This is a genomic window from Variovorax sp. 01N429, from assembly GCF_056399425.1.
This window is the reverse complement of record NZ_JBFTRG010000011.1, coordinates 128,578-146,906: the sequence shown is the minus strand read 5'-3', so window position 1 is coordinate 146,906 and position 18,329 is coordinate 128,578. Positions and strand designations below refer to the sequence as shown.

At 62.6% G+C, this 18,329-nt stretch carries 17 protein-coding genes; all 17 read right to left on the bottom strand.

The genetic code is table 11. The annotated features are described in order from the left end of the window. Positions 1–123 precede the first annotated feature (123 nt). The 17 genes from AC1DSF_RS20270 to serA all read right to left on the bottom strand — a co-directional run bounded on the left by AC1DSF_RS20270 (position 124) and on the right by serA (position 18,106). Positions 124–951, bottom strand: coding sequence for a DUF429 domain-containing protein (locus tag AC1DSF_RS20270; protein WP_478125552.1), 828 nt, complete (start codon positions 949–951; stop codon positions 124–126). A gap of 51 nt (positions 952–1,002) precedes the next feature. Next, positions 1,003–1,425 carry a BLUF domain-containing protein gene (locus AC1DSF_RS20265; protein WP_478125551.1) on the bottom strand — a complete coding sequence of 141 codons (423 nt, stop codon included), beginning with the start codon at positions 1,423–1,425 and terminating at the stop codon, positions 1,003–1,005. 5 nt (positions 1,426–1,430) lie between these two features. Continuing rightward, positions 1,431–2,162 carry a GTP cyclohydrolase I gene (gene folE / locus AC1DSF_RS20260; RefSeq protein ID WP_478183312.1) on the bottom strand — a complete coding sequence of 244 codons (732 nt, stop codon included), beginning with the start codon at positions 2,160–2,162 and terminating at the stop codon, positions 1,431–1,433. Positions 2,163–2,241: 79 nt separating this feature from the next. Then, on the bottom strand, positions 2,242–3,000 hold the full coding sequence (locus AC1DSF_RS20255; RefSeq protein WP_478183311.1) for an endonuclease/exonuclease/phosphatase family protein: 759 nt from the start codon (positions 2,998–3,000) through the stop codon (positions 2,242–2,244). Continuing rightward, positions 2,997–3,464, bottom strand: coding sequence for a dihydroneopterin triphosphate diphosphatase (gene nudB / locus AC1DSF_RS20250; RefSeq protein WP_478183310.1), 468 nt, complete (start codon positions 3,462–3,464; stop codon positions 2,997–2,999). Before nudB ends, AC1DSF_RS20255 begins: the two co-directional genes overlap by 4 nt. 25 nt (positions 3,465–3,489) lie before the next feature. Then, positions 3,490–5,295, bottom strand: coding sequence for an aspartate--tRNA ligase (aspS, locus tag AC1DSF_RS20245; RefSeq protein ID WP_478183309.1), 1,806 nt, complete (start codon positions 5,293–5,295; stop codon positions 3,490–3,492). 28 nt (positions 5,296–5,323) lie between these two features. Beyond that, on the bottom strand, positions 5,324–5,944 hold the full coding sequence (locus tag AC1DSF_RS20240; protein ID WP_478183308.1) for a DUF502 domain-containing protein: 621 nt from the start codon (positions 5,942–5,944) through the stop codon (positions 5,324–5,326). 10 nt (positions 5,945–5,954) lie between these two features. After that, a complete protein-coding gene (locus tag AC1DSF_RS20235) occupies positions 5,955–6,323 on the bottom strand; it encodes an FmdB family zinc ribbon protein (RefSeq protein WP_478125545.1) in 369 nt (122 codons plus the stop codon). Between the two features lie 83 nt (positions 6,324–6,406). Beyond that, entirely contained in the window at positions 6,407–7,855 is a 1,449-nt protein-coding gene (locus AC1DSF_RS20230; protein ID WP_478183307.1) for a high affinity choline transporter 1, read from the bottom strand. 15 nt (positions 7,856–7,870) lie between these two features. Next, the gene (gene ubiB, locus AC1DSF_RS20225; protein ID WP_478125543.1) at positions 7,871–9,436 is read right to left on the bottom strand and encodes a ubiquinone biosynthesis regulatory protein kinase UbiB; all 1,566 of its coding nucleotides are present in this window, start codon (positions 9,434–9,436) and stop codon (positions 7,871–7,873) included. After that, positions 9,433–9,987 carry a ubiquinone biosynthesis accessory factor UbiJ gene (locus AC1DSF_RS20220; protein WP_478145360.1) on the bottom strand — a complete coding sequence of 185 codons (555 nt, stop codon included), beginning with the start codon at positions 9,985–9,987 and terminating at the stop codon, positions 9,433–9,435. The genes ubiB and AC1DSF_RS20220 overlap by 4 nt, the downstream gene beginning before the upstream one ends. Before the next feature lie 145 nt (positions 9,988–10,132). After that, positions 10,133–11,176, bottom strand: a complete 1,044-nt coding sequence (locus AC1DSF_RS20215) for a Tim44 domain-containing protein (RefSeq protein ID WP_478125541.1) — start codon at positions 11,174–11,176, stop codon at positions 10,133–10,135. A gap of 24 nt (positions 11,177–11,200) precedes the next feature. Continuing rightward, on the bottom strand, positions 11,201–11,932 hold the full coding sequence (gene ubiE / locus AC1DSF_RS20210) for a bifunctional demethylmenaquinone methyltransferase/2-methoxy-6-polyprenyl-1,4-benzoquinol methylase UbiE (protein WP_478125540.1): 732 nt from the start codon (positions 11,930–11,932) through the stop codon (positions 11,201–11,203). A gap of 115 nt (positions 11,933–12,047) precedes the next feature. Beyond that, positions 12,048–12,461: a gamma-butyrobetaine hydroxylase family protein gene (locus AC1DSF_RS20205; RefSeq protein ID WP_478125539.1), complete on the bottom strand. Its 414-nt coding sequence runs from the start codon at positions 12,459–12,461 to the stop codon at positions 12,048–12,050. After that, a complete protein-coding gene (locus AC1DSF_RS20200; RefSeq protein WP_478125839.1) occupies positions 12,461–12,898 on the bottom strand; it encodes an HIT family protein in 438 nt (145 codons plus the stop codon). The genes AC1DSF_RS20205 and AC1DSF_RS20200 overlap by 1 nt, the downstream gene beginning before the upstream one ends. A 5-nt stretch (positions 12,899–12,903) precedes the next feature. After that, positions 12,904–16,791, bottom strand: a complete 3,888-nt coding sequence (locus AC1DSF_RS20195; protein ID WP_478183306.1) for a DUF3683 domain-containing protein — start codon at positions 16,789–16,791, stop codon at positions 12,904–12,906. An 85-nt stretch (positions 16,792–16,876) separates the two neighbouring features. After that, positions 16,877–18,106 (bottom strand): phosphoglycerate dehydrogenase, encoded by a 1,230-nt coding sequence (gene serA / locus AC1DSF_RS20190; protein WP_478145355.1) that lies wholly within the window; start codon positions 18,104–18,106, stop codon positions 16,877–16,879. Positions 18,107–18,329 lie beyond the last annotated feature (223 nt).

The following is an 18,329-nucleotide window of genomic DNA, read 5'->3' as shown; positions in this document are numbered from 1 at the left end:
CTCCTTGATGGATGGTTGAATGGTCCAACTGAACCATCTCGATCAATCTAGTCAGCAGCGATGCGAGGTGCGTGGCCTGTGAGCGCGAACTCCTGTAGGACATGGGGAAATCAGGCCAGAAAATCAGGCCGTCACGATCCAGCCCTCCAGCGGATCGAGCGTCTCGGGGAGGCCATATCCGGGCCCTGCGCTCGTTTTGCGCGATGCACCCCAAGCCGCTTGCACCAGACAAAGCGCTGCATCGATGAAGTCGCCCTTGGTATCTTCCAGCAGTCGTTGGTGCAGCGGTGCGGGCACTGCCAGCTTCAGTCCGAGGCGCGTTGAACCTTCCTGCACCGCCGCCACGAGTTCGCCGCGGGCCAGACGGCGTTCGGGCGTCTGGGATGCTGAATCGTCGCTCTTGTAGCTGCGCCGGCCGATCAACTCCCGCGCCAGCAGCCCCGGGTAGCCCTCCAAAGCGATGCGCCTTCCGCTGTCGCCTTGCGACCTATGCACCGCCGGGAAATCGGCGCCCGCCCGGATCAAGCAGGGCACGCCCGCATGCAACATGAAGGCGACCGGCGGATTGACCCACTTCATTGACGAGCTCGAACCTGCCGGGACATCGGTCGCGCGGTGCGCAAACTTCCCGCCCACGGGTCGCGACGCGCAAAAGGACGCGAAAGTCTCCCGGATTTCGGACCGCCGGAGCGCAGCGTAGTGGTCGATGAGCCGCGGCCATTCCAAGGGCCATCCCAGATGAACAACCAACTCGCGCGGCAAGCCGAACGGAAAATCGAATGCGCCGATCCATTCGGGGGTTTCGGCCAGCCATTGGCCCCAGGCGGTCAGCGATGCAAAGCATTCGAAGCCGGTGAGTTGGACGCATTTGTCTTGCACCAGACCCAGCGCAACGACGATCGGCTTGCGCGCGTTCGGCGAGCTTGAAAAATCGCACCCGAGCAGCAGCATGGACGGCTCAGTCCGCCGCAAAGTCCGCGGGGATCCGCACTGATGGAAGACTCAGTGCCGCCCGACGATGGCGGCAGTCGCCATTAACTCTTCCAGCAGCGCCAACGACACGTTGCCGGACACCAGATAAGGATTGAGTTCGGCCGTTTCAGAGTACTTGAGCAAGGTCGAGGCGTTGAGCTTCGACAGATTGACCTGTCCCATGGTCCATCCACCGAAACGGCGCTCCGAAATCTCTTCATAGTGGAGCAGCACCACGTCCTTGTGGCGAGCATCTCGCTGGATGTGACCATACAACTCGCTGATGGCCGTGCGCCCGCCTTCGATCGCCTGCAGGAAAACGCCGCCGCCATAGCAAAGGATGCCGGTCACACCGCAAGCGGGGTTGTGCAAACGGGATTGCGCGAGGATTTCGTCGATGGCGCTCTGGCTCGTGTCCACAGCGCGGCTTGCATAGAGAAGGCGTACGAGCATGGCGTTCAGCGCTTGCGTGGAATAAGGGACAGAAATTCTCGACGGAGGTTCGGGTCTTTGAGGAACACGCCGCGCATCACGGAATTGATCATCTTGCTGTCCATTTCCTTGACGCCACGCCATTGCATGCAGAAGTGCTCTGCCTCCATCACGAGCGCGAGACCATCGGGTTGCGTCTTTTCCTGGATCAGGTCGGCGAGTTGAACCACGGCCTCTTCCTGGATCTGCGGGCGCCCCATCACCCACTCGGCGAGCCGCGCGTACTTCGACAAACCGATCACATTGGTCTTCTCGTTGGGCATGACGCCGATCCACAGCTTGCCGATGATCGGGCAGAAATGGTGCGAACACGCGCTGCGAACGGTAATGGGGCCGACGATCATCAGTTCGTTGAGATGCTCCGCGTTCGGGAATTCAGTCAGTGATGGAGGCGCCACGTAACGGCCCCTGAACACCTCGTTGACGTACATCTTTGCGACGCGGCGGGCCGTATTGCCGGTGTTGTGATCGTTCTCGAGGTCGATCACGAGGCTTTCGAGCACGCCCTTCATCTTGACTTCGACCTCGTCGAGCAGACCCTCGAGTTCGCCCGGCTGGATGAACTCGGCGATGTTGTCGTTGGCGTTGAATCGTCTCCGGGCGGCCTGAAGGCGCTCCCGGATCTTGACGGACACGGGTGTGCCTTCGTCTTCAGCCCCTTCGTCGGGGCGCCGTGCGGCGTCGATGGTCCTTAGCATCCGAGCATCCTACCAGCGAATGGACTTGGCGCCATTAGCCCTACTGTGCCCACACGCCCCTTGCCGCCTGCCTCGGCAGCTACTGTTTTGATAGCAAAAAATCCGTCACCAGAGGCAGGTGATCGGACATCCGAGCCCAGATCGGCCCACGCGGCACGCTGCAGGCGAGGAGTTCGAGCTGCCTTCCATAGATGAAGTCGAGTTGGGTCACGGGCAGGCGCGACGGGTAGGTCAGCGGGCGCGGGCCGCGCAGATCATTCGAATCGCGCATGCCCATCGCGTTCATCGCGTAGCGCATGCGCGCGCCCCAGTCGTTGAAATCGCCTGCGACCACCAGCGGCTCTTTGGCCGGAATCTCGCGCTCGATGAATTCGCGCAGGCGCGCAACTTGGCGAACGCGGCTTCCCTTGATGAGCCCCAGATGGACGACGATGGCATGGACGGGCTGCCCGTCGACCTCGATGGCTACATGCAGCAATCCGCGCTGCTCGAACCGGTGGTCCGAGATGTCCTGGTGTGTCTTGCGAAGCACGGGCCAGCGCGTGAGCAACGCATTGCCGTGCTCGCCGTGCTGTGTCACGGCATTGGTCTCGTAAATGGCGGTATAGCCCTCGGGCGCCAGAAAGTCGGCCTGCGGCAGCTCCGGCCAATGCCTGAACCGCATGGCTGCCTGGCGGTTCATTTTGCGGACCTCCTGGAGGCACACGATGTCCGCATCGAGCTGCTCGATCGCGTGACCGAGGTTGTGGATCTCGAGGCGGCTGGCGGGGCCGATCCCCTGAACACCCTTGTGGATGTTGTAGGTAGCCACTCGGAGCTGGTTGACCGGCGAATTCATCGCGCAAATTGTGGCAGGAGCAGTATCGCTTCGGCGTTCGACGGTGAAAAACAGGCGTCCGCCGCCTCCCGGTATGGCAGCCAGCGCCAAGCGGTATGTTCGCGAGGGTCGAGCTTCGGCGTCATGCGATCAGGCACGCACAAGCCAAAAAGATGCTCGGTGTTGTGCGTGATCTCGGGCGCATAGCGCGAGCGCCAACGCGGGTAGATCTCGTAGATGTTCTGCAGATTCCAGTCGATCAGCCGGTCGGCCAGATCGGTGCCGGGGCCGCATGCGATACCGGTTTCTTCCTCGACCTCGCGCGCGGCCGTGAGCGCCAGAGCTTCGTCCTCGGAGTCCTTGCTGCCCGTGACCGACTGCCAGAAGTCATCGGCGTCGGCACGGCGGATCAAGAGGACATCGAGTGCGGGCGTATGGATCACGACCAGCACCGACTCCGGAATTTTCCAGGGACGCTCGCTCATACCGCGCCCCCCGTCGTCGGCTCGCTCAGGCCGCAGGCTGGGTGTTGCGCAGCCTGATGTGCAACTCGCGAAGCTGCTTTTCGTCCACCGGGCTCGGCGCCTGCGTGAGCAAGTCCTGCGCGCGTTGGGTCTTGGGGAACGCGATGACATCGCGGATCGACTCGGCGCCGCTCAACAGCATGACGAGGCGGTCCAGCCCGATCGCGATCCCGCCATGAGGAGGCGCACCGTACTGGAGCGCATCCAGCAGGAATCCGAACTTGTTCTGTGCGTCTTCGGCGCTGATCTTGAGCGCACGGAACACCTTGCTCTGCACTTCCTCGCGATGGATACGCACCGAACCACCGCCCATCTCGATACCGTTGAGCACCATGTCGTAGGCCTTGGCAATGCACTTCTCGGGCGCGGTGTCCATGAGGTCCTCATGACCGTCCTTCGGTGCCGTGAACGGATGATGCACGGCCGACCAGCGCTGGCCTTCCTCGTCGAACTCGAACATCGGAAAGTCGACCACCCAGAGCGGCGCCCAGCGATCATCGAAGAGACCGTTTTTCTTGCCGAAAGCGCTGTGGCCGATCTTGACCCGCAATGCGCCGATGGAGTCGTTGACGACCTTGGCCTTGTCGGCACCGAAGAAAAGGATATCGCCGCTGCGAGCACCCGTGCGGGCAACGATCTCCGTCAAGGAAGCGTCGTCGAGGTTTTTTACGATCGGGCTCTGCAGGCCCTCGCGGCCTTGCCCTGCATCGTTGACCTTGATGTAGGCCAAGCCCTTGGCACCGTAGATCTTGACGAACTCGGTATACGCGTCGATGTCGCCGCGCGAAAGACCGCCCTCGCCGCCGCCGCCCGGAACGCGCAGCGCCACCACGCGTCCGCCGACCATGCTGGCCGCCTGCGAAAAGACTTTGAAGTCGACATTGCGCATCACGTCGGTGAGTTCGGTGAACTCGAGCTTGACGCGAAGGTCGGGCTTGTCGGAGCCGTACTTGAACATGGCGTCGCCATAGCTCATGACCGGGAATGGTGGGAGTTCGACCTCGGCCGCGGCACGGAACACCTTGCGGATCATGCCCTCGAACATCTCGCGGATTTCTTCCTCGGCCATGAACGAGGTCTCGATGTCGATCTGCGTGAATTCGGGCTGGCGATCGGCGCGAAGATCTTCGTCGCGGAAGCACTTGACGATCTGGTAGTAGCGGTCGTAGCCCGCAACCATCAGCAATTGCTTGAAGAGTTGGGGCGATTGCGGCAAGGCGAAGAAGCTGCCGTCATGCACCCGGCTTGGAACGAGGTAGTCGCGCGCGCCTTCCGGCGTGGACTTGCCCAGCATGGGCGTTTCGATGTCGATGAAGCCATTGGCGTCGAGGAACTTGCGCGCCTCCATGGTCACTTTGTAACGCAGCATCATGTTGCGCTGCATCACCGGGCGACGCAAATCCAGCACCCGGTGCGTAAGGCGCGTCGTCTCGGAAAGGTTGTCATCGTCCAGCAGGAACGGCGGCGTCACGGAAGGATTCAGCACCTTCAGGTCTTGGCACAGCACCTCGATCTTGCCGCTCTTGAGATTGTCGTTGGTGGTGCCCGCAGGGCGAGCGCGCACCAAGCCGGTGATCTGAAGGCAGAACTCGTTGCGCGAACCTTCGGCGGCCGCGAAGGTGGCGGCGCGGTCCGGGTCGCAGACCACTTGAACATACCCTTCACGGTCGCGCAAATCGATGAAGATTACGCCACCATGGTCACGTCGGCGATTGACCCAGCCGCAAAGGGTGACGGTTTGGCCCAGCAGGGCTTCGGTCACGAGACCGCAATAGGTTGTACGCATGGGCATAGATAGTTCCCGGCGCCGGTGGCGCGTTTTATTTGATCGCAATCGCCGCGGGGCCGCCAGGAACGACAACCCCCATCGACACGATGTACTTGAGCGCGTCGTCCACGCTCATCCTGAGTTCGATGCAGTCACTGCGCTTGAGCATCACGAAATAGCCGCCCGTCGGGTTGGGCGTTGTCGGCACGTACACGCCCAGGTAGTCACCGCCGCCGAGATGGCCGACGACTTCCTGTCCGGGAGTGCCTGTGACGAACGCGATCGTCCACACGTCCGGACGTGGCCATTGGATGAGGACGGCGGTGCGAAACGCATTGCCGTTTTCGGAAAACAACGTGTCCGAAACCTGCTTGACGCTGGAATAAATCGACCGCACGACAGGAATCCGGCGGACCACCGCATCGCCCCAGCCGAGCAGCCGCTTGCCGACGAAATTGCTCGCGATCGCGCCAACGGACAAGAGGATGCCTAGCGTGAGCAGAACGCCCAGGCCGCGCACCTTGTGTTCGTTGAGATACTTTTGCCAATCTTCAGGCAGCAGCCACAGCGTCTGGTCGAGCGTGCCGATGATCCAGTTCAGCACGCCGAGCGTGATGGCCAGCGGAACGATGACCAACAAGCCGGACAACAACCATTTGCGCAGCGCGAGCATCGGGTGGCAGTCAGTCTGCTTTGGGTGCGGGTGAAGCCGCGGGCGTTGGGGTGGCGGCGGGCGAAGGAGCGGTTGCCGCTGCCGGCGCATCGGCCGGCTTCGCGCTGGCATCGGCGAGTGAACCGGCGTCAGCGCCCTTTTCGGCACCCTTCTCGCTGCTCTTGTCAGAGGCTTTGTCGCCCCCCGCCTTCTTGCCGCCATCGCGGAAGTCGGTCACATACCAGCCCGAGCCCTTGAGCTGGAAGCCAGCGGCAGTCAGTTGCTTGCTGAACGCGCTCGCACCGCAAGCCGGACACTCCGAGAGAGGCGCATCGGACATTTTCTGCAGCACGTCCTTGGCAAAGCCGCAGGCGCTGCACTTGTAGGCGTAGATAGGCATGGATAGAGACGAAAAGAGCGACCGGCGGCCGCTCGCAAAGCCCACGATTATAGGGGCCGCCCTCCCCCGGGACCGCGCTCGTATCAGGCGGGTCCGGTGGCAAGCGGCCGGTGGGGCGTCCGGCTATTGGACACCCACTGCGGCGCCAGCGAGCCCACAACCATGCCGCCGAAAGAAGCAAGCAGGCCCGCCAACTGGGCCGGGAATGCCTGGCCCCATGGCATGGCCAGGAACGCCAGCCAGACGCCAATGCCCAGCACCACCGAAGCGACGGCCCCTTGAGTGGTCGCGCGCTGCCAGTAGAGGCCGCACACCAGCGGAACGAAGGCCCCGACCAGCGGCACCTGGTAGGCGCCCGAGACCAGTTCATAGATGGGCGTTCCCTGCATGCGGATTGCATAGAGCAACACGGCCGCGCTGAATATCAGCACGGTGATCCGCATCGTCATGAGGTTGGATCGATCGCTGCCCGCGGGCCGGAACTGACGCCAGATGTTTTCGGTGAACGTCACGCTCGGCGCGAGCAGCGTCGCCGAAGCAGTGGACTTGATGGCCGAGAGCAAGGCGCCGAAGAACAGCACCTGCATCACGAAAGGCATCTTCTCGAGCACAAGCGTCGGCAGCACCTTCTGTGGGTCTTGCTTCAAAAGCGTGGCGGTCTCCTCCGGCATGATGAGGAGAGCGCTTGCCACGAGGAACATCGGGACAAATGCAAAAAGGATGTACGCCACGCCGCCGATCACAGGCCCGCGTGTTGCGGACTTGACGCTGTTGGCCGACATGACGCGCTGGAACACGTCCTGCTGCGGGATCGAGCCCAGCATCATGGTGACGGCCGCGGCAAAGAAGAAGATCATGTCCTTCAGATTCGGTTCGGGCCAGAACTTGAAGAGGTCCTTGCTGACTGCAAACTCGACCACCTTGTCTGCGCCCCCGGCCATGTGGCCTGCGAACATCGCGATGACCGCAAGCCCCAGAACCAGGATGATCATCTGGATGAAATCGGTCACCGCGACCGACCACATGCCGCCGAAGAGCGTATAGGCCAGGATCGAAACCACACCGATCACCATGCCGAGCGCAACGGGGATCGCGCCGGCCGACAGCACGTTGAACACCAGCCCCAACGCCGTGACCTGCGCGGACACCCACCCCAGGTAGCTCAGCATGATGATCAGCGAACAGGCAACCTCGACGACGCGGCCATAGCGTTCGCGGTAGTAGTCGCTGATGGTGAGCAGCGTCATGCGGTAGAGCTTGCCGGCGAAGAAGAGCCCGACAAGGATGAGACAGGTACCGGCGCCGAACGGGTCTTCGATTACGCCGTTCAATCCACCCTCGATGAACTTCGCAGGGATGCCAAGCACGGTCTCCGAGCCGAACCAGGTCGCAAAGGTCGTGGTCACGATCATGTAGAGCGGCAGATGCCGCCCTGCAATCGCGAAGTCAGTGGTGTTCTTGACGCGCTTGGCTGCATAGAGCCCGATCGCGATCGTGATCAACAGATAGACGATGACCAAGGTCAACAGCACGGCACATTTCTCCCGTCAGAAAAGACGCACGCGCACCAGCACCTGCATCGCGATCAAACCCAATACAAAACCTATGCCGCCATAGATGATGGCCTGCAGCAACCGATTGGTGCGCTTCTGGGCGGCCAGCAGTTCCAGCAGTTCGCGGCGGTGGTCTGGGGGGCGATTTTCCAGGAAATCGTGCATCAACCGAGGCAACTGGGGCAGTAATTTAGCGTACCGCGGGGCCTCGGCGCGCAACTGCTCGAAGAGCTTGCGAGGGCCGATCTGCTCGCTCATCCATTTCTCGAGGAATGGCTTGGCTGTGTTCCAGAGATCGAGTTCGGGGTCGAGCTGCCGGCCCAAGCCTTCGATGTTGAGCAGCGTTTTTTGCAGCAGAACGAGCTGGGGCTGGATTTCGACGTGGAAGCGGCGCGAGGTCTGAAAGAGGCGCATCAGCACCATGCCAAGGGAGATTTCCTTGAGCGGCCGGTCGAAGTAAGGCTCGCACACCGTGCGAATGGCCGCTTCGAGCTCGTCGATGCGCGTGCCCACGGGAACCCAGCCGCTTTCCAGATGGAGTTCAGCGACACGCTTGTAGTCGCGGCGGAAAAACGCAACGAAGTTCTGTGCAAGGTATTCCTTGTCGGACTCCGTCAGTGTTCCGATGATGCCGAAGTCGAGCGATATGTAGCGCCCGAAGGTCGCCGGCTCCAGGCTCACCTGGATGTTGCCCGGGTGCATGTCGGCGTGGAAGAAGCCGTCGCGAAAGACCTGTGTGAAGAAGATCGTCACACCGTCGCGGGCCAGCTTGGGGATATCGACTCCGGCGACGCGCAAGCGGTCGAGCTGCGCAATCGGAACACCCTTCATGCGTTCCATCACGATCACTTCGGGATGGCAGAAATCCCAGAACATCTCCGGGATCAGCACCAGTTTCAGCTTCTCCATGTTGCGGCGCAGTTGGGCCGCATTGGCCGCTTCGCGCACAAGATCGAGCTCGTCGTGCAGGTACTTGTCGAACTCCGCGACCACCTCGCGAGGCTTCAGGCGTTTTCCGTCCGCGGAGAGTCCCTCGACCCAACCGGCCATCATGGCCATCAGCGCGAGGTCCTTTTCGATGACGTCGCGCATGCCGGGGCGCAGCACCTTCACGGCCGCTTCGCGCACGTCTCCGTTGGTGGCACGAACGGTCGCGAAGTGCACCTGGGCAATGGACGCGCTCGCCACTGGTGTCTCGTCGAACTCCACGAAGATGTCGCCCACAGGTCGGCGGAACGCGCGCTCGATCGTTGCAATGGCCACCTTCGACGGAAACGGCGGTACTCGATCCTGAAGCCACGCAAGCTCGTCCGCAATGTCGGGAGGCAGCAGGTCGCGCCGCGTCGAAAGGACCTGGCCGAACTTGACGAAGATCGGCCCCAGCCGTTCCAACGCCTCGCGCAGGCGCTGGCCGCGCGGCGCTTCGAGGTTCCGGCCGACCGACATAACCCGGGCTACCACGCGAAGCCAGGGCTTCTGGAAGCTCGTCAGGACAAGTTCGTCCAGGCCGTAGCGAAGTGCGACCCAGACGATAAAGATGCCGCGATAAAAACGCCTCATTCGGCGCCTGCGGGGCCGCCGGCCTTGCCGGAGCGTTCGCCGACAAAGCGCCGCAAGCCTTCAACCACGCGACGAGCGCTGGACGCTATCGTGTGCGCCGGCACGTCGCCGATGACGCGCGCAAGATCGTCCTCCACGTCCCAGCGCACATGATCAACCAGCCAATTGACCTCAGCGGCCAACTGCACGTCGCCCTCGATGCGAACGGCGGGCTTCTCACCGCGGAAAGCAGCCTGGGCAAGGCCGAAAGGAGACTCTTCCGTCATGGTCAGCGTGAGTTCGGGCGCGGCTTCTTCGGGCGCAAGGTCGAGCAGACCGGCCGGGGTGACAACGAACTTCATCGTCACGAAGCGCCACTCGAAAAGCGCCACGCGCCCCTGCTGACGCGTCAGCCGCTGCTGGGCTTCGGGCTCCTGCTGCAGGACGTGGTTCAGGAACAGCACCGTTCGGTGCTGGATCTCATGGACCGCCCAAGCGGGCGGTTGCAACCGCTCGCCCACGCGATTGAAAAGATCCTCGACAAATGAAAATGGGGACGATGGTGTAACCATGTCGGTATTATCGGCTCGCCCCCAGGCTTGCTCACTTCGTGTAGCCGCCCACCCCCTACCGGGGGCAACACCAGCAGCCCGGCTAAGCCGGTTCCCGCGGTGTTCTGTTGCTCGCCCCGTGTTTCGCGAACGGGCCTGCCCGAGGCTACTGCAATGCCTGAACGCCAGCGACCAGCCAGCCGCTTGTGCCGCTCGTTGGCTTGGTCATGTTCCAGACTTCGCGGAACGGGCTCGGGCCCGAGGACATGTCCTCGCGGATCATTCCGGAGAACTCGACGCTGGCCAGGTAGGCGTCGGGCAGTTCCTCGATGCCCAGCAGCTTGGCATCGAGCATCACGACTTCGGTCTTGTTCGGCTGCCCGCCCGTATGCGCTTCGCGTTCGGCCAATTGCTGGCGGATTTCGCCCACCATGCCGTCGGTCATCATCGAGCGCAGCATGGTAATGTCGGCACGGTCCCATGCGTCCTGCAGCGTCACGAAATTGCGCTTGGCAGCGTTGAGGAAACCGTCAGCATCGAAGCCTGCGGGAACACCCCAGGTCTGCGAGCCGGCGAGAGCGGAGCCGATCATGCTGCCGCCTGCCGCCGCAGCGCCAGCCATCGACGACCCGCCGCTGCGCTCTGCCGAGTGATCGAGCTGTGCCGGAGAAGCGTCGAAGGCCGCCTGGTTGCGCTCCCAAGGACGCGCAGAAGCATCGTTGCCCACGTTGTTGGGGCTGTACTGCGCCGGTGCGGTCGCATCGGCCGGACTGCCTGCGCCCTGGAAAGCGAAGCCGCCGGTGCGCGATGCGGGCGCCGTGCGCGAACGCGCGGAAAAGATGCGCCACACAACCACGGCAGCCAGCACAAGAAGACCGATCAGCAGGATGTTGCCGAACGCGGCGCCGAGCCCCAACGAATGCGCAAGCCAAGCGAGGCCCAGGCCTGCAGCCAGTCCGCCGAGCATGCCCGCCCAGGGACGCTTGGGTGCAGCGGCAGGTGCCGCGGCTGCGGGCTTGGCCGCGGCGTTGTTCGCGCTCTGTGCCGGCGCGCCCGGTGTGACCGGCGCTGCCGGCGGTGTCGCCTGGCGCTGGGTGACGTTGTTCGACTGTCTGCCGAACGACTTTCCGCCGCCCATGCGTGCCGCGTCGGCATCGATGCTCACGATGGCCAGTGCGCACACGAACATGACGGACCAAAATTTCTTCATAACGTCTCCTCTAGGCAAACAGCTTCAACACTTGATTCCAACATGCAGGGCCACAACACCACCAGTCATGTTGTGATAGTCCACATGCCCGAAACCGCCCTCCTTCATGAGGGTCTTGAGTTCGTCCTGGCCGGGATGCATGCGGATGGACTCGGCCAGATAGCGATAGCTGGCGTCATCACCGGCGACAACCTTGCCAAGCCGGGGCAGCACGCTGAACGAATACCAGTCGTAGGCCTTCTGCAGCGGCTTCGCGACCTTGGAGAATTCAAGCACCAGCAACTTGCCGCGAGGCTTCAGCACGCGGTTCATTTCCTTGATGGCGAGGTCCTTGTGCGTCATGTTGCGCAAGCCGAAGGCCACGGTCACCACATCGAAATGGTCGTCTGCAAAGGGCAGCTTCTCGGCATCGCAAACCATCGTCGGCAACGCGACGCCCGCATCGAGCAGCCGATCGCGTCCGGTGCGCAGCATGGCTTCGTTGATGTCGGTGTGGACCACTTCGCCGGTGACGCCAACCTTCTTGGCGAAGGCGAGTGCGAGGTCTCCGGTACCGCCTGCGATGTCGAGCACCTTGGAGCCCTCGCCCACGTTCGCGACCATGATCGTGTAGGCCTTCCAGGCTCGATGAAGCCCCATGGACATGAGGTCGTTCATGAGGTCGTAGCGCGAGGCGACAGAGTCGAACACACCGCGCACGCGGCGTGCCTTGTCGCTCTCGTCGATCGATTCGAATCCGAAATGGGTGGTGCTCATTGAAAACCTTCGTGCTGCGCACTTCGTGCGAGCTCATGCACGCGATGTTAAGACGGAAGCGTTAGTACCGAGGCGACGACCCCGCAGGGCCACCGGGCATTCGTCACTGAATGACTCAATGGCTGCCGCAGGCGTGGCCGCCCTTGTCGGGCATGGGCGCATCGCGATCGACACCCGCCGCTGCCAAGCGACGCTCGTACTCGGCCCACCTCTCTTGCTGGCGTGCACCGAGTTCGTACAGCAGGTCCCAGGTGAAGATGCCGGTGCTGTGGCCGTCGCTGAACGTCGGCTGTACCGCGTAGTTGCCGACCGGCTGCAGATCCAGCAGGTCGACGTTGCGCTTGCCGGTCTGGAGGATCTCCTGGCCCGGACCATGGCCTTGCACTTCGGCCGACGGCGAATAGATCCGCATCAGCTCAAACGGGATCTTGAAGAGCTTGCCGTCGGAGAAGCCGATTTCCAGCACGTGCGACCGGTTGTGCACGGTGATCGATTCCGGTGTGGGTGCGCCTGCCTGCAAACCTGCCATCAGAAACTCCTTTTTGAGAGACGCTCGATCATGTCGCGCTCGGCTGCCGGCAAGCGAGCCTTGACGTCGGCCTCTTGGTGCAAGTCGCGCGCTCTTTGTGCCTGTGCCCACATCGGCGCTGGAAAGCGGCTGTCCCAGTCGAAACGCGCGATCACATGCCAATGAAGGTGCGGCACCATGTTGCCGAGCGCCGCGAGATTGATCTTGGCCGGTGCCAGTGCGCTGCGCAGGCTTTGCTCGACGATGGCAACGGCCTCCATGCAGTGCGCGCGATCGGCAGCCGACAGATCGGACCATTCAGCCACATGATCCTTCCACACGACACGATAGAAAGCCGGAAAGCCCTCTTCGATCGCATGGATCACCCGAAATAGCGGTGCATCGAAGACCAGCCGTCCGCCGGTCTCGTCACATAGGGGGCAGCCCTGGACCCGGATCGCCGTCACACCAGCACGCGCTCGATGCCGCCCTGGTTGGCCGCTGCCACGTATTCGGGCATCCAGTTTTCGCCCAGGATCTTGTTCGCCATCTCGACCACGATGTAGTCGGCTTCGAGCAAGCCGTTGTTCAGGTCATTGCCGTAGCGGCTCAGGCCCTGAAGGCAGCTCGGGCAGCTCGTCAGGATCTTGACGTTGGCTTGCGGCGCGACCTTACCGGAATCGCGCAACTCGGCCTCGCCCTTCTTGAGCTCTTCTTCCTTGCGGAAACGGATCTGCGTCGAGATGTCCGGCCGCGACACGCCGAGCGTGCCCGACTCGCCGCAGCAGCGGTCGTTCTTGAGCACGTTGTTGCCGACGAGTGCCTTCACGGTCTTCATCGGATCCTGCAGCTTCATCGGCGTATGGCAGGGGTCGTGATAGAGATAGCCGCCCCCGCCAGCGTCTCCCAGAGTGATGCCCTTTTCAAGCAAGTACTCATGGATGTCGACGATGCGGCACCCCGGGAAGATCTTGTCGAACTGGTAGCCCTGCAACTGGTCATAGCAGGTGCCGCAACTCACAACCACGGTCTTGATGTCGAGGTAGTTCAGCGTGTTGGCGACACGGTGAAAGAGAACGCGGTTGTCCGTGATCATCTTCTCGGCCTTGTCGAACTGGCCGCTGCCGCGCTGCGGATAGCCACAGCAGAGATAGCCTGGCGGCAGAACCGTCTGCACGCCCGCATGCCACAGCATCGCTTGCGTCGCCAGCCCCACCTGCGAGAAGAGCCGCTCGGATCCGCAACCCGGAAAGTAGAACACCGCCTCGGTTTCCGGCGTGGTCGCACTCGGGTTGCGAATGATCGGGACGTACTCGGCATCTTCGATGTCGAGCAAGGCACGCGCCGTCTTCTTGGGCAATCCACCCGGCATCTTCTTGTTGATGAAATGGATCACCTGCTCCTTGGCCGGTGCCGCTCCCAGCGAGGCGGGCGGTGCGGCCGTCTGCTTCTTCGCCAGCCCGCGCAGCAGGTCGTTGGCCAGGCGTTGCACCTTGAAGCCGATGTCGACCATGCCCGTGCGCATCATCTTGATGGTCTGCGGATTGGTCGCGTTGAGGAAGAACATCGCCGCCGCATTGCCGGGCCGGAACGACTTCTGGCCCATCTTGCGCAAGAGATTGCGCATGTTCATCGACACGTCGCCGAAGTCGATCTTCACCGGACAAGGCGTGAGGCACTTATGGCAGACCGTGCAATGGTCGGCCACGTCCTCGAACTCTTCCCAATGCTTGATGCTCACGCCGCGTCGGGTTTGCTCCTCGTACAGGAAAGCTTCGACCAGCAGTGATGTGGCGAGGATCTTGTTGCGCGGCGAATACAGCAGGTTGGCGCGCGGTACGTGCGTCGCGCACACCGGCTTGCACTTGCCGCAGCGGAGGCAATCCTTGACGCTGTCGGCGATGGCGCCAATGTCGCTCTGCTGCATGATGATCGACTCATGCCCCATGAGACCGAAGCTCGGCGTATAGGCATTGGTCAAATCGGCCGGCAATGAGCGACCGCCTTGCGCGAAGTTCGCGTTGTCGCGCAGCAGCTTGCCCTTGTTGAAGCGGCCTTCGGGATCGACCCTGCGCTTGTAGTCGGCAAAAGGCTGAAGCTCGTCTTCGCTCAGGAATTCAAGCTTGGTGATGCCGATTCCATGCTCGCCCGAGATCACGCCGTCGAGGCTGCGCGCCAGCACCATGATCCGCGCGACCGCCTGGTGCGCCGTCTGCAGCATCTCGTAGTTGTCGCTGTTGACGGGGATGTTGGTGTGCACATTGCCGTCGCCCGCGTGCATGTGAAGCGCAACCCAGACGCGCCCCTTGAGCACGCGCTTGTGGATCGCACTGCACTCCGCGAGGATCGGCGCGAACTCGCCGCCGGCGAAGATATCTGCGAGCGGCGCACGCAATTGCGTCTTCCAACTCGCGCGCAGCGAGTGGTCCTGCAATTGGGGGAAGAGCGGTTCGACGTCGTCGAGCCACTGCTGCCAAAGCGCCCGGACTTCGCGCACGAGCGCCAGTGCCTGGGCCACCCGGTCTTCGAGCATCTCGGCCGAGGGGATGTCATTGGCGTCGTCGCTCTTACCCAACGGAAGATTGCCGCGCGCCAGAAAGGCTTCGAGCTCGTCGGCCAGCGAAATCTTGTTTCGCAGCGACAACTCGATGTTGATGCGTTCGATGCCATCGGTGTATTCGGCCATCCGCGGCAGCGGGATCACGACGTCTTCGTTGATCTTGAAGGCGTTGGTGTGACGGCTGATTGCGGCGGTGCGCTTGCGGTCGAGCCAGAATTTCTTGCGAGCCTCCGGGCTGATGGCAATGAAGCCTTCGCCGCTGCGCGAATTGGCGATACGCACCACTTCGGACGTCACGCGTGCCACCGCATCGGCGTCGTCGCCCGCGATGTCGCCAAACAGCACCATCTTTGGCAGTCCGCCGTGGCGCTTCGATTTGGTGGCATAGCCCACTGCCTTCAGATAGCGGTCGTCCAGATGCTCCAGGCCCGCCAACAGCACGCCGGAGCGCTTCTGTTCCGCGAACATGAAGTCCTTGATCTCGACGATGCTGGGCACCGCGTCCTTGGCGTTGCCAAAGAACTCGAGGCATACCGTCCGGGTGTGCGCCGGCATGCGATGCACGATCCAGCGGCAGCTGGTGATCAGGCCATCGCAGCCCTCTTTCTGAATGCCCGGCAGACCCGAAAGAAATTTGTCGGTCACGTCCTTGCCGAGGCCTTCCTTGCGGAAGGTCTTGCCGGCGATTTCGAGGCGCTCGGCGCGCAGCGCTGTCTTTCCGTCGGCCGCGAAGTACTGCAGTTCGAAGACTGCGCTTTCGGCATCGTGAATCTTGCCGAGGTTATGGCCGACACGCGTGACTTCGAGCCATTCGGCCTGCGGCGTCACCATGCGCCACGAGGCGAGGTTGTCTAGCGCCGTGCCCCAGAGCACCGCCTTTTTGCCGCCGGCATTCATCGCGACGTTGCCGCCGACACACGACGCTTCGGCAGAAGTGGGGTCGACCGCGAACACGAAGCCCGCGCGCTCGGCCGCATCGGCCACACGCTGCGTGACGACGCCAGCCTCGGTCCAGATGGTCGGAACCGGCGCTTCCAGGCCCGGCAGCGAGACCATCTCGACTTCGGTCATCGCTTCGAGCTTCTCGGTGTTGATGACGACGCTGTTCCAGGTCAGCGGAATCGCGCCGCCCGTATAGCCGGTGCCGCCTCCGCGCGGAATAATGGTGAGACCAAGCTCGATGCAGCCCTTGACCAGGGCCGCCATTTCGGCCTCGGTGTCGGGCGTGAGCACGACGAAGGGATATTCGACGCGCCAGTCGGTGGCGTCGGTCACGTGCGAAACGCGAGACAGCCCGTCGAACTTGATGTTGTCCTTGGCAGTGAGCCGGCGAAGCGTGCGCGTCGCCTTGCGCCGCAGCGCGGCGACATCGCGGAACATGGTGTCGAACGCCGAGATCGCCTTGGCGACCAGAGCGGTCAATTCGCCTACCAGCGAGTCGCGCTGTGCATCGGCGTCGGGCGTGCGCCGCTTCTGGACCTCGGCGAGCCGATGATTGAGCGCGTCCACCAGCTGGCCGCGTCGGCGCGGGTTGTCCAGCAGGTCATCGACCAAGTAGGGATTGCGCTGGACGACCCATATGTCGCCGAGCACCTCATAGAGCATACGGGCCGACCGGCCGGTGCGTCGCTCGGATCGAAGGGTTTGCAGCAGTTCCCAACCTCTTTCGCCGAGCAGGCGAATCACGATCTCCCTGTCGGAGAAGCTGGTGTAGTTGTAGGGGATCTCACGCAATCGCGCGGGCTCTGCGGCCTGCGACAACAACGCCGTCAACGCGGTCGGAGCATTCATCGGGGAGTGGCCTCGGTCGGGCGCCGCGCGCCCCATGAACCAGGGGCGTGAATTTTAAGGCAGCCCCGAAGGGCTCGCAGACATGTCAGAAGAGCACCCGACTCCGGATCGTGCCGGGAACCTTCGCGAGTTTTTCGAGTGCAAGATCGGACGAAGCCGCGTCGATGTCGGTCACCACGTAGCCGACCTTCTCGTTCGTTTGCAGGAACTGCGACGCGATGTTGATGTTGTTCTCGGAAAAAATCCGGTTGATCTCGGACAGCACCCCCGGCACGTTGCGGTGGATGTGCAGCAGGCGATGCTTGCCGAGATGCGCAGGCAGCGCCACCTCGGGAAAATTCACGGACGAAGTGGAAGTGCCGTTGTCGCTGTACTTGACGAGCTTTTCAGCCACTTCGAGGCCGATGTTGGCCTGTGCTTCCATGGTCGACCCGCCGATGTGAGGCGTAAGGATCACGTTGTCGAGGCCACGAAGCGGCGACTGGAACTCGTCCTTGTTGCTTCGCGGCTCGACCGGGAACACATCGATGGCCGCGCCCAGCAGCTTCTTGTCCGTCAGGGCAGCAGCCAGCGCATCGATCTGGACCACTGTGCCTCGTGAGGCATTGATCAGGATGGCGCCAGGCTTCATCGCTGCGATTTCGGCGGCGCCGATCATCCATTGGGTGGCCTGCGTTTCCGGCACGTGAAGGCTGACGATGTCGCTTTGCGCGAGCAGGTCCTTCAGTTCACGCACCTGGCGCGCATTGCCGAGGGGCAGCTTTGTCACGACGTCGAAGAAGGCGACGTTCATTCCCAATGCTTCGGCGAGAACCGAAAGTTGAGCGCCGATGGAGCCGTAACCCACGATGCCGAGCGTCTTGCCACGAATCTCGAAAGCGTTCTCAGCCGACTTGAGCCAGCCGCCACGGTGCGCGACGGCGCTTTTCTCGGGCACGCCCCGCAGCAAAAGGATGGCTTCCGCCAGAACCAGTTCGGCAACCGAGCGCGTGTTCGAGAAGGGAGCGTTGAAAACAGCCACGCCGTGTTCGCGCGCCGCATCGAGATCGACTTGATTGGTCCCGATGCAGAAGCAGCCGACCGCGACCAGCTTGTGCGCCTGGGCAAATACTTCGGCCGTCAATTGGGTGCGCGATCGGATGCCGAGAAAGTGCACGTCGGCAACGCGGGCCTTGAGTTCGGCGTCGGGCAATGCGCCGGACACTGTTTCGACATTGGTGTAGCCCGCCGCGTGAAGCACTTCAACCGCCGAAGGATGGATGCCTTCGAGCAGGAGGAACTTGATCTTGCTTTTGTCCAGGGAGGTCTTGCTCATGGGGAAACCGCGAGTCAGTCAGCGCGAGTCGGCGAGTCAGAGAGCGGAGCCGAAAAATGGGAAAACGATCCTAGCATGGTGCGCTGCAACACGCAGGCGTCGGGGTCGCGGCGCACCAAAAGGGTTTCCCCCGTTGAGGCACACTCCCGGCGCACGAAAAATATGTGACCTTGTCGTGTCATACGCGCGATCTAGCATTCGCGCGTTCATTTCTTTCAGTTTC